Genomic DNA, 11,653 nt, shown 5'->3' on the forward strand with positions numbered 1-11,653 from the left:
ACTCGAAAACTTCCGGCTCCCGGTCGGTAGTTTCGCAACGTTGTGGCGCAGGCTACGACGGCGTCAACACGCGGTCAAGATTTAACTTCTCTCGATTTGGGCGCTACTGTGAGGCATCGTTCTTCCGGACATGGCAGGGCCAATGTTCCGGAAACCGGGCGAAAGTTTGCGACGGGGTGTCGCCAGGACCGGTCCCACCCGCGGGAGACCGCGGAGGGAGCACCTTAGCGGTCCGGGAGTACCCGAGACGACCAAGAGGAGACTGCTGTGCACCAGAGCGGCGACAGCCCCCTTGCCAACGGCCCCGGTGTTGATGGCCGTGGTGCCGACGGTCAGCTGGTCCTCGCTGAGGCCGGCACCGGCACCGAGGTCGGTGCCGGGACCGTACCCGCCGCGTGGCGGGACCCCGCGTTGTCCACAGCGGAGCGCGTCGCCGACCTGCTGGGCCGCCTCACCCTCGAAGAGAAGATCGGACAGCTGGCCAGCTACTGGCCCGGCGCCTCCGCCACCCCCGGCGACATGGCACCGCACCAGCACGAACTCACCGACGACACACCCGACTGGAGCGGCCTCATCCGTACCGGCCTCGGCCAGCTCACCCGTCCGTTCGGCACCGCACCGGTCGACGCGGGCGTCGGGGCCTCGGCGCTGGCCCGCATCCAGCGCGAGGTCGTCGCCGCCAACCGGTTCGGCATCCCGGCGGTCGCCCACGAGGAGTGCCTTACCGGCCTCATGACCTGGGGCGCGACCGTCTACCCCACTCCCCTGGCCTGGGGCGCCACGTTCGACCCGGAACTGGTGGAGCGGATGGCGGGCCAGATCGGCTCCGCGATGCGCCGACTCGGCATCCACCACGGGCTGGCACCGGTGCTCGACGTGACCCGCGACCCGCGCTGGGGCCGGACGGAGGAGACCATCGGCGAAGACCCGTACCTGGTGGCCACGATCGGCACCGCGTACGTGCGGGGCCTGGAGACGGCCGGCGTCATCGCCACCCTCAAGCACTTCGTCGGCTACTCCGCCTCGCGCGCCGGCCGCAACTTCGGGCCGGTGTCGATGGGCCCACGCGAGCTGGCCGACGTGCTGCTCCCACCGTTCGAGATGGCGATCCGCGACGGCGGCGCCCGGTCGGTCATGAACGCGTACGTCGAGCTGGACGGTGTGCCGGTGGCCGCCCACGGCGGGCTGCTGACCGACGTGCTGCGCGGGGAGTGGGGCTTCACCGGTACGGTCGTGGCCGACTACTTCGCCGTGCTGTTCCTGGAGCGGCTGCACCACGTCGCCGCCCACGCCGCTGAGGCGGCCGCGCTGGCGCTGGCGGCCGGGATCGACGTCGAACTTCCCGCGGTGCACTGCTACGGTTCGCCGCTGCTCGCCGCTGTCCGCAGTGGAGCGGTACCGGAGGCGGTCGTCGACCGAGCCGCCAGCCGGGTCCTCCAGCAGAAGTGCGAGCTGGGTCTGCTCGACCCGGACTGGTCGCCGGTACCGGAGGCGCTGGCCGGTTCCGGCACCGACGATCCGGCTGGCGTCAAGGGCTCCGTCGACCTCGACCCGCCGACCAACCGCGCGGTGGCCCGGCAGCTGGCGGACGAGTCGGTCGTGCTGCTCGACAACGACGGTGCCCTGCCGCTGCCGCCACGGGCCCGGGTGGCGGTGGTCGGGCCGCTCGCCGACACCACCACCGGCCTGTTCGGCTGCTACACGTTCCCCAGCCACGTCGGCATCCGGCACCCCGAGATGCCGCTCGGCGTCGACGCCTCCACGCCGCTGGCGGCGCTGCGCGCCGAGCTGCCCGAGGCGACGGTCACCTACGCGCCCGGGTGTTCGGTCGACGACCTCGACACCTCGGGTATCGAGGCGGCCGTCGCCGACGTCGCCGAGGCGGACGTGTGCGTGGCCGTACTCGGTGACCGGGCCGCACTGTTCGGGCACGGTACGTCCGGCGAAGGGTGCGACGCGGTCGACCTCAACCTGCCCGGCGTACAGGCACGCCTGCTCGAGGCTCTGCTCGACACCGGTACGCCGGTCGTCCTGGTCCTGATGACCGGCCGCCCGTACGCGCTCGGCCCGCTCGCCGACCGGCCCGCCGCCGTGGTGCAGGCCTTCTTCCCCGGTGAGGAGGGCGGCCCGGCGATCGCCGGCGTGCTCTCCGGCAGCGTGTGCCCGTCCGGCCGGCTCCCGGTCAGCGTGCCACGGCACTCGGGCAGCCAGCCGACGACGTACCTGACCCCGGCCCTCGGGCGGCGCAGCGAGGTCAGCAGCGTCGACCCCACACCGCTGTACCCGTTCGGCCACGGCCTGTCGTACACCACGTTCACCTGGGACGACGTCCGGGTCGACGCCGCGCCCCTCGGGTCCGCAGTGGTCGAGGTGCCTACCGACGGCGACGTGACCGTCTCGCTCACCGTCTGCAACACCGGTGAGCGCGCCGGCGCCGACGTGGTGCAGCTCTACCTGCATGACCCGGTCGCCGAGGTGACCCGCCCGGTGGTCCAGCTCATCGGGTACGCCCGGGTGCAGCTCGACCCGGGCCAGGCCCGGCGCGTGTCCTTCCGGGTCCACGCCGACCTCGCCTCGTTCACCGGCCGCGCGGGCAAACGCATCGTGGAGCCGGGTGACCTCGCGCTTCACCTGTCGACCTCGAGCGCCGACCACCGGCACACCGTCGCCCTGCGGCTGGTCGGCGAGCGGCGCACCGTCGACCACCATCGCCACCTCACCGCGGCCGTCACCGTCGCGTGATTTACCCGTACCGGAAATTCTCAGCCTCCCGTGGCCACCGCCGATGGTCAGGGTGCACCGCACGACTCCCCTCATAAGGGGCCTGGGGAAATGGCCGTCGTGCGGGCGTCAGGAGAGACCCCCCACGACGCCCGCACGGCGGCCTGACCTTTTCTCTCTCGTTTCGGCTTCTCTCTCGCTTCGGCCTCAGCGTGGTGGTGCCGGGCGGGCGAGCGGGCACTGGTGCTGTGGCACGTCGATGAAGAGCCACCAGTGATCGTTGCCGTCGACGTCGACGGAGCCGCGCCTGCTACTGACCGCGACGCCCACCGCAGCGCAGAGCGCGCAGGATCGGCGGCAAGAGCGGATGTTTCATACTGCCCGGCTTACCAACGTCGACGGGCCGCTGTGGCGGCCTACTCGCCTGCGTCTGTGTGGGTGAGTAGGCGGGCGGCCAGGGCGCGCACCTCGGCTCTGAGCTCGGCGGGCCGTTCGATGGTGAAGGGCCAGCCGAGCCCGGCCAGCATCTGGGCGGCACCGTCGAGGTGTTCGGCTCGGGTGGTCAGCCGCACTCCGTCGGCGACCTCGGTGAGTGTGCCGACCGAGGGCGGGATCCGTCGCCGGGCCTGGGCGAGGCTGGTGTGCAGCAGGACCGAGACGTCGTGGGCGTAGGGCACCGAGGCCAGGCCGGCAAGGACGTGTCCGGTGGGGTCGAACCCGGCCGGTACCTCGAACGCCCCGTCGGTGGCGCGGATAGCGCCGATGCGGTCGAGTCGGAATGTCCGCACGGATCCGCTGGCGTGGTCGCGACCGGTGACATACCAGCGGCCGTTGTGGAAGACCAGCCCGTACGGGTCGAGGCCGCGTTCGCTGGAGCTGCCATGCCAGGTGGTGTACGCCAGCTGTACCGGGTGTCGGTGGCGGGCCGCCTCGGCGAGTACCAGCAGCACCTCGGTGCCGGGCGGGGCGGGCTGCCGGACCGGCCCGGTGACGTCCACGGTGGCCAGTAGGGCGTCGATGCGCCGGGCAAGGCCGACTGGCAGTACCCGGCGCAGCTTGGCGGTGGCGCTCTCGGTGGCCGCGTGGTCGGCCGTGACCAGCCCCGCGCGGCGTCCGGCGGCAAGACCGAGGGCGATGGCGACCGCCTCCTCGTCGGTGAGCATGAGCGGCGGCAGCTTGTATCCGGGCGCGAGCCGGTACCCGCCGTAGCGGCCACGGCGCGCCTCGACCGGGATGCCCAGGTCGAGGAGGTGGGTCGCGTAGCGGCGGACGGTGCGCTCGTCGACGCCGAGCCGGCGGGCCAGGTCGGCGACGCTGAATGCGCCGCCCGACTGGAGGATCTCCAGCAAGGCAAGTATCCGCACGGTCGGCTTGGCCAAAGAAGTCCTCCTAATCCGGGCGGAAACTGTCCGGTATTGACCGTAGCGTGCCGCGCATGACGACATTCGTACTGGTCCCCGGGTTCTGGCTCGGCGCCTGGGCCTGGCATTCGACGGCCGCTGAACTACGCCGGCACGGCCACGACGTGTACCCGATCAGCCTGACCGGCCTCGGGGAGCGCGCTCACCTGGCCCGTCCCGACACCGACCTCGACGTCCACGTCACCGATGTGGTCAACCTCCTGCGCTACGAGGACCTTCGCGACGTGGTCCTCGTCGGGCACAGCTACGCCGGTAGCGTCGTCACCGCGGCCGCCGACCGCGTCACCGACCGCGTCGCCCAGCTGGTCTATGTCGACACCGGTCCGCTGCCCGACGGGGTGGCTCAGGTCGAGTTCACCCCGCCGGCCGAGCGCGAGCGCAACGCGGCATTGGTGGCCGACCACGGTGACGGGTGGCGGCTGCCACCGCCGCCCTGGGCCGACTTGGCCGCGGGCGTGCCCGACGTGGATGACTCGATCGTCACGCTGCTGCGCGAGCGGTCGGTCGACCAGCCGTGGGCGACCGCCACCGCCCCGGTCCGGCTGACCGGGGCGTGGGAGAAGCTGCCCAGACTCGGCGTGCTGTCGAGCTTCACCGCCGCGCAGGTGCAGGGGGTGGCCGCGACACTGCCGCTGTACCGCCACATGGCCGGCGACGCGTGGCGATACGAGGAACTGCCGACCTGGCATTGGCCGATGCTCAGCCGACCGATCGAGCTGGCCGCAGTCCTGCACCAGGCGCGGCTGACTGCGTAGCCGCCGCTGCCGGGTGACCACACACCAGGCCACCCGGCGGCGGTACCCGGTCGACGACGGGAACCGAACAACCCGGCCATGCCGCCGAAACAGCGTCCTCAATTCGACAGATTAGGTCGTGTAGCGCGATCTGCGGCAAATGAGGATGCCGAAGTTAGCGGACTGAGGCAGCTAAGGGGGCTGACCACCTACAACCCCTGTTTACGGCAAATTTCCGGTAAACGCTTTTAAAGCGTCCGCCGGATGGCGCTCGCGATCCTTCGATTGGGTATTGAGCGATTGCTCAAACTCTCCTACGCTCCACTTTGAGCATTTGCTCAACTTGGCGGACGCGGGGGATGAACATGTCGGAGCAGGGCGGGCCGTTTTCACGACCCGGTACCGCTAACTGGATCTTGGCCGGACTCATCGGTGTCTTCGGCCTAGTCGTCTTCGTGATGGCGGTGCGGACCGGGCGGGCCGACAGCGCGCTGCTCTTTGTCGGGTTGCCGGCGCTGCTGGCTGCGGCGCTGGCCGTCTCGCCGGCCCGTACCACCCATGGCCGGGTCTTCAGGCTCACCACCATTTTCTTGTTGCTCGCGGCGGTGGCGCTGCACGAAGGTGCGATCTGTGTGGTGCTTGCGGCTCCGCTGGTGTACCTCGTCGCGCACGGCACGACGGCTCTGGTTCGCTGGTGCGCCAGGTCGTCGGGGATGTATGCGGTCCTGCCGGTGCCGCTGCTGCTCCTGGTGGCGGTGGAGGGCAGCAGCGGTGCGTTGCGGATCAGTCCCGACCAGTCCGTACAGGTGATCCGGGTGGTCGCGATGCCGGTCGACGGGGTGGTGTCCCGTCTCGCTGCGGGGCCACAGCCGACCTCGGTGCGGTCCGTGCCGCTGCGCATGCTTGGCGTGCCGATGCCGGAGCACGTGCATGGCGACACGTTGAACCCCGGTGGCAAATGGACCTTCGCATACCACGGGACCTCGCACGGGCCTGGGGGGCAGATCGTTGCCGAGGTCCGTACGACGGAGCCGGGCCACCTCTCGTTCGCGTTCGTCGAGGACAGCTCGATCACGGCTCGTTGGGTGACTTGGCAGCAGGCGGACGTCAGGTGGCGCGCCATTGACGCGAAGCACACCGAGGTCCGGCTAACGGTGCACTACCTGCGACGCCTCGACCCGTCGTGGTACTTCGGGCCCTTGCAGGATGCCTTGATGCACCAGGGCGTGGGGCACCTGCTCGACACCATGGCGTTGACGTGACGGTCGTACGTTACCTGTGCCTGGCGGTGCCTCTTGCGCTGACGCTCGTCGCGGCCAAGGTGGAACGCGAGCGCACGGCCAGGGCCGCGGCGCTGTTGGCCTTCATCGCAGCTGCCGTCGGACTCGCCGCGCTGCAGGAATTCGCGCGACTGGCAAAATGGTGGACCTTCACCCCGGTCGAGGGGGCGTTTCGTGGGATGCCTGTCGACCTGTGGATCGGGTGGGCGGCGCTGTGGGGTCCGGTGCCGGTCCTCCTGCGACGGTTCCTGCCACTGCCGATGGTGATGGGCCTGCTGCTGTGGCTGGACGCGGCGACGATGCCGGCGCTGGAGCCGCTGGTCCACCTCGGGCCGCACTGGCTGCTCGGCGAAGCCGTCGGTCTGCTGACCGTGGGGCTGCTGGCGCAGCTGCTCGGCCGGTGGTCCGCCGACCGGCGGCACCTCGGCGCCCGGGTGCTGCTGCAGATGACGGTCTTCGCCGTCATGACACTGTGGCTCGTGCCCACCGCGGCGTTCGAACTCGGCGACGGCTCCTGGACGCGGCTGACCCGCCTGTCCGGGCAGTGGCTGTTCGCCATCGCCCAGCTGGGTCTGCTTCTCGCGGTACCGGCGTTGAGCGCGGTACGGGAGTTCGCCGTCCGTGGCGGCGGGACGCCCTATCCGTGGGACCCGCCCCGGCAGATGGTCACCACCGGCCCGTACGCGTATGTCGCCAACCCCATGCAGATCAGCGCCGTCACGCTGTTGCTGCTGACCGCCGCCGTGACCCGCAGTACGTCCCTCGCCACCGCGGCGCTGACCGCCGCCGCGTTCTCCGCCGGTGTGGCGAGCCGACACGAGCACGAGGATCTGAGCAGCCGGTTCGGGCAGAACTGGCACGAGTACCGGCACAAGGTGCGCGCCTGGTGGCCACGGTGGACGCCTTACCTGCCTGAGGCGCCGGCCACCCTGTGGCTCGACGATGACTGTGGGCCGTGCGCCGCCACCACGGGCTTCCTCCAACGCCGGCGCCCGGCGGAACTGACCCTGGCACCGGCCCGCGAGCATGAGCAGCCGCTGTGGCGAGCTCAGTACGCGGGCGGCGACGGCCACAGCGAACGGGGGGTGGCCGCCGTCGCCCGCGGACTGGAACATGTCAACCTGGCCTGGGCGTACTTAGGCTGGCTGCTGCGACTGCCCGGGATCGGCTGGCTCGCACAGGTGGTGACGGACGCGATGATCGCGCCGCCGCACCTGGCCGGGTCGCCCGCAACCCGTACGCGAGGAGAGGGATGTCCGACACAAAGCAACGACTGCTCAACGGGGCACTCGCCGCCATCCGAGAGCACGGCATCGCAGGCGTCTCCGCCCGTACCATCGCCGCCGCCGCTGGCGTGAATCAGGCACTGGTCTTCTACCACTTCGGCAGCGTCGACGATCTGCTCGCCGCCGCCTGCACCACCAGTACCGCAGCACGGGTCACGCACTACTCGGAGCGGTTCGCCACCGTACGGTCGCTGCGTGAACTGCTCGACGTCGGTCGCGCGCTGCATGCGGAGGAGAGGAGTCTGGGAAACGTCTCGGTTCTGGCCCAGCTCCTCGCTGGCGCGCAGAACGACGAGCGGCTCGCCGCACCAACCGCGGCTTCGTTACAACTGTGGATTGACGAGATCGAGTCGGTACTGCGCCGCGTCCTGGCCGGCTCCCCGTTCACCGAGATCGCCGACATACCGGGCCTCGCTCGCGCGGTCTCGGCTGCGTTCGTCGGCCTCGAACTGTATGAGGGAGTGGACCAGGCGGGCGCCCTGCAGGCGATGGCCGTCCTCGAACAATTGGCTGTCCTCGTCGAGATCGTCGACGACCTGGGACCCCTGGCACGACGAGCGTTACAAGCGAAGATCAACCGAGCGGCGCGAACCGCATGACGGGTCACTCTGCGATGCCGCCCGATCCGGCCCCGTTCTGGGCGCTCGCGACGCTCACCTTCATCCTGCAGCCGTCCACTCCCCGTAACGCCGTCGACGTGCCAGACCGCAACCCGGCACTGCAGGCGCTCGATCTGCTGCTACCGATCGTCAACTTCGGTTATGACGACGCTTGGAAAACCGACCGGGGCAACCAGATATGTCGCAGCCCTGTTGGTACTGTTTGGCTGGGTGCTGACCGCCGCGGTAGCCGCCGGGCTGACCCGCATCTTCAACCGTTAGGCGTTCGAAAACGCGCTCACATCGACCGATCCGGTCGCCGGGACCGAGCAGTCAGCGGCGTGGGAGTGCGCGAGCACCATGATCACTAGAAGACCAATGCAGGTCTTCGAGACCGCTCATGTCGCCACGCTGGCGGACAACCGTGACCGAGTGCGCCTGCAAACGGCCTCCCCACGCGGTCAAGCAATTCGGTAGTACTTGTCGAGGAAAGCTGCGTAGCGTTCGGCGTCGTAAGACTCCTCCACCCACGCGATCTCGTCGAGGATCTCTCGGGCTTCATCGGTGCACAAAGTCGCGAGGTACTCCTTCGTCCTAGCGACGCCCGCCCCCAGCATCAGTTCCGCGTCGACGGCGCCGGTCGCGTCCATACTGGTGCGGCGGGCGCGGTGAACCAACAGCGCGTCCTCGACGGCGCCGGCGTGCCAGAGCTGGATGGCGCAGATCCGCATCAGCTGCGTGTTGCCGGGGACGGTGCCCATTCCACCGTAGATGTCCGCCTCGTGCCGGGTTTCGCGTATGAGGACATCCCGAACGATCGGGACCTGGTCGACGGCGACGCGCAAGCCGTAGGCTGCCAAATGCTGGTCGGCGTCCCACTCGTACTGGTCATCGATGTCCATCCCCATGCGCCCTATGTAGCAGGAGCAGAACGCATCTGCCAGACAGCGCTCGCGAACGGCGGCAGATCCGAATGAACCATGAGCCGTTCGCCAGGCAGAATTTCGCCAGCAGAATACTGTCACCGCGCTGGTTGACCTCCGGTGCAACGTGCTCAGCGGCGCCGGCGGTTCTTCTTTCCCCGTTTGCCGCGCAACTGCCTGGTGCTGCGTCGTGCACTCGGAAGAACCTTGTGGAAGGTGGCCGCGAGGCTTCGCAGTTGGGTGACCTCGATAGCGGCGTCTCGGTCGGCAGTCCGAGGTTGAGGCTCGCCGCGGTAGCGAGACCCGCTCAGCGACCCATCGGTCTCGTACAGCAGCAGCATCGACCGGCTCGACCGGGTCTGGTACTGCTTCGCGTCTATGTACTCAGGGAGGTGGTCGATGCTTGCCCCGTCAGGCACGGCCGCCGCAGTAAGCAGCCAGGGCCCGGCACTGGTGGCGCCGTGAGTAGTCAGGCTGCGCTCGATGTCGCCGCCACGCGCCTGGTGGCACTGCTCCCCCAGCTTCTTCCCGATGTCGCGTTGCGCGCTCTCACCCAGACCGACCAGGTCTGCGCCTAGGGCCTGTCCTGCCGATCGTTGAAAGCAGATCGGGACAGTGGCGAGCCAGGCAGGAGCGTTAGGCTGCCGCGCGTGACGAGCCGGGTTGGCGACATCGTGATCGACTGTGCCGACCCCGAGCGGCTGGCCGACTTCTGGTGCCGAGTTCTCGGGTACCGGATCTTCGATCGAGACGAGACGGGGGTAGCGATCCGGGGTGCGACAGTCAGCCCCGACATCCTGTTCATCCGCGTCCCGGAACGCAAAACGACGAAGAACCGGATGCACTTCGATGTTTGCCCCACTGATCACAGCCAGGAGGAGGAGCTGGCCCGGCTGATCGATCTGGGTGCCAAACGGTCAGGCACCGTCGGCAGCGGGTCGTGGGTAGTGCTGGAAGACCCAGAGGGCAACGAGTTCTGCCTGATGTCGAAGCGGATCCCGCCGGAGCCAGCTCCGTTTCACGGTGCGTGAACAGCCGTAGGGCATGACGAGGGTGAGCAGGACGCGTTGTCTGGTCAGCGAAGCCAGATGACGGCGGCGATGAGCACCAGGCTGGCGCGGTAGCTCGAGGCGCGTTTGGCGAACCGGGTGGCCGGGTCGCGCCACTGTTTGAGCCGGTTGAAGCAGCGTTCGACGACGTTGCGCTGTTTGTAGACCTCCCGGTCGAAGGCCGGTGGTCGTCCACCGGCGCTGCCCTTGGCGGCCCGGCGTTCGACCTGGTCGGACCGCTCGGGGATGGCGTGACGCAGGCCCCGGCGGCGCAGCGCCCGACGGGTGGAGTCATGGGCGTAGCCCTTGTCGGCGATCAGCAGGTCCGGGCGCTTGCGCGGCCGACCAGGGCCGGGCGCGTTGACGCTGATGGCATCCAGCAGCGGCAGCAGGTGCGGATTGTCGCCGGCCTGACCCGGGATGAGCAGGAACGCCAGCGGTCGGCCACGCCCGTCGACGGCCAGATGAATCTTCGTACTCAGCCCGCCCTCGGGACCGGCCGAGGGATTCACCTGCCTGCGTACCCACCGTCGCGCAATCCCGCCCCCAACCAGCGGATCCCCCTTTTTTTGCGGGCGCCCGCGGCATGCTGGTGCGCCCGCACGATCGAGGAGTCCACGCTGATCGTCCACTCCACCTGTTGGCCGTCGTCGTAGGTCTGGGCGTGCGCCAGGATCCGATCCCAGGTGCCGTCGGCGGTCCACCGGCGTAGCCGCTCGTGGCAGGTCTTCCACGGCCCGTACCGCTCCGGCAGGTCCCGCCACGGCGCCCCGGTACGCAGTTTCCACAGGATCCCGTTGATGACCTGGCGGTGATCGCGCCACCGGCCCGCACGCCCATCGGACTTTGGCAACAGCGGCTCGATCACCGCCCACGCTTTGTCCGTCAACTCACCCCGACCGACCACCGACACATCATCGACGAACGCGTACATGATCGGCAGGACAGGCCCTAACCGAAGCCACCCTGGTGATTTGGCCGACTCGCTCGCCGCCAGGTACTGCTCGACCCACGGCTCCTCCTGCCGGGTTGGCTTAGGTGCTTGGGTGCCTGAGAGACCGCCCGCTGCTGAACCGCGCGGCTTGCGGCATGACGGGGTGCCAGTCGGTCACGACGTGGCATGTGGCCACCGCTGATCTTGGAGGTCGTCGACCCATCGGCAGAAGGGGTCGTCCGAGCAGGGACACGAAATAGGCCGTACCCGCCAGCGTCGGGCCCTGATCCCCTGGTCTCTTGACCCCGTGGCCTCTTGATCCCCTGGCCTTCTGGTGCGGCGCCCGGTGGTCGGCGCCACGTCGCGTGAGGCATCCTAGGATGCTAGGTGTCTTGGGGTGGAGCGTCGGGCGGATCGATAGGCCCTGCCCCGCCCTGCACGGTTTGCTGCCTGTCTCCCCTGCCGCGCACGGCCGTGTGGCAGCGGCGACACCGGTGCCCTCGCGTACCGGGGCTTGCCGTGGCCGACACCCGACTGTCCAACGTGGTCGGGTCGGTCCCCCCGACGCGCGTCTCGCCGTGCCCGGGCTCCGCCTGTTGTCATCGGACCGGCGCATTCGCCCCGCAGTCCCCTGGTGCAGGCTCGCCGCACCGGTACTCGGCCGCGTGGCATCGTCGCGCCGGCCCCGCAGAGCATGTCGCGTCGC

At 69.5% G+C, this 11,653-nt stretch carries 8 protein-coding genes and 1 pseudogene; 6 read left to right on the plus strand and 3 right to left on the minus strand.

What is annotated here, in order from left to right; genetic code table 11:
- Positions 1-267: 267 nt before the first annotated feature.
- Positions 268-2,742 carry a beta-xylosidase/alpha-l-arabinosidase gene (locus Pme01_RS16980; protein ID WP_239088283.1) on the plus strand — a complete coding sequence of 825 codons (2,475 nt, stop codon included), beginning with the start codon at positions 268-270 and terminating at the stop codon, positions 2,740-2,742.
- A 395-nt stretch (positions 2,743-3,137) separates the two neighbouring features.
- Here Pme01_RS16980 and Pme01_RS16985 read toward each other — a convergent pair whose 3' ends face one another.
- The gene (locus Pme01_RS16985; RefSeq protein ID WP_168114169.1) at positions 3,138-4,100 is read right to left on the minus strand and encodes a helix-turn-helix transcriptional regulator; all 963 of its coding nucleotides are present in this window, start codon (positions 4,098-4,100) and stop codon (positions 3,138-3,140) included.
- Positions 4,101-4,156: 56 nt separating this feature from the next.
- Between Pme01_RS16985 and Pme01_RS16990 the strand changes: the two genes are divergently transcribed.
- The 4 genes from Pme01_RS16990 to Pme01_RS17005 all read left to right on the plus strand — a co-directional run bounded on the left by Pme01_RS16990 (position 4,157) and on the right by Pme01_RS17005 (position 8,041).
- A complete protein-coding gene (locus tag Pme01_RS16990) occupies positions 4,157-4,897 on the plus strand; it encodes an alpha/beta fold hydrolase (protein ID WP_168114168.1) in 741 nt (246 codons plus the stop codon).
- 344 nt (positions 4,898-5,241) lie between these two features.
- Complete coding sequence (locus Pme01_RS16995; protein WP_168114591.1) at positions 5,242-6,138, plus strand: SRPBCC family protein; 897 nt, start codon at positions 5,242-5,244, stop codon at positions 6,136-6,138.
- Entirely contained in the window at positions 6,135-7,514 is a 1,380-nt protein-coding gene (locus Pme01_RS17000; RefSeq protein WP_168114167.1) for a methyltransferase, read from the plus strand. The genes Pme01_RS16995 and Pme01_RS17000 overlap by 4 nt, the downstream gene beginning before the upstream one ends.
- The gene (locus Pme01_RS17005; protein ID WP_168114166.1) at positions 7,409-8,041 is read left to right on the plus strand and encodes a TetR/AcrR family transcriptional regulator; all 633 of its coding nucleotides are present in this window, start codon (positions 7,409-7,411) and stop codon (positions 8,039-8,041) included. Before Pme01_RS17000 ends, Pme01_RS17005 begins: the two co-directional genes overlap by 106 nt.
- Before the next feature lie 461 nt (positions 8,042-8,502).
- Here the strand turns inward: Pme01_RS17005 and Pme01_RS17010 are convergent, their stop codons facing one another.
- Positions 8,503-8,949 carry a hypothetical protein gene (locus Pme01_RS17010; RefSeq protein ID WP_168114165.1) on the minus strand — a complete coding sequence of 149 codons (447 nt, stop codon included), beginning with the start codon at positions 8,947-8,949 and terminating at the stop codon, positions 8,503-8,505.
- A 665-nt stretch (positions 8,950-9,614) separates the two neighbouring features.
- Here Pme01_RS17010 and Pme01_RS17015 point away from each other — a divergent pair.
- Positions 9,615-9,995, plus strand: coding sequence for a VOC family protein (locus Pme01_RS17015; RefSeq protein ID WP_168114164.1), 381 nt, complete (start codon positions 9,615-9,617; stop codon positions 9,993-9,995).
- 44 nt (positions 9,996-10,039) lie between these two features.
- Here Pme01_RS17015 and Pme01_RS17020 read toward each other — a convergent pair.
- Positions 10,040-10,947: pseudogene (locus Pme01_RS17020) on the minus strand (IS5 family transposase).
- Positions 10,948-11,653 lie beyond the last annotated feature (706 nt).

Source organism: Planosporangium mesophilum (genome assembly GCF_016863255.1).
In the GTDB taxonomy this organism is placed as follows: Bacteria; Actinomycetota; Actinomycetes; order Mycobacteriales; family Micromonosporaceae; genus Planosporangium; species Planosporangium mesophilum.

What these genes read in the sequence shown, in the direction of transcription:
- Pme01_RS16990 (WP_168114168.1), top strand. Translation starts at nt 4,157, where the DNA reads ATGACGACATTCGTACTGGTCCCCGGGTTCTGGCTCGGCGCCTGGGCC.
- Pme01_RS16995 (WP_168114591.1), top strand. Translation starts at nt 5,242, where the DNA reads ATGTCGGAGCAGGGCGGGCCGTTTTCACGACCCGGTACCGCTAACTGG.
- Pme01_RS17005 (WP_168114166.1), top strand. Translation starts at nt 7,409, where the DNA reads ATGTCCGACACAAAGCAACGACTGCTCAACGGGGCACTCGCCGCCATC.
- Pme01_RS17010 (WP_168114165.1), bottom strand. Translation starts at nt 8,949, where the DNA reads ATGGGGATGGACATCGATGACCAGTACGAGTGGGACGCCGACCAGCAT.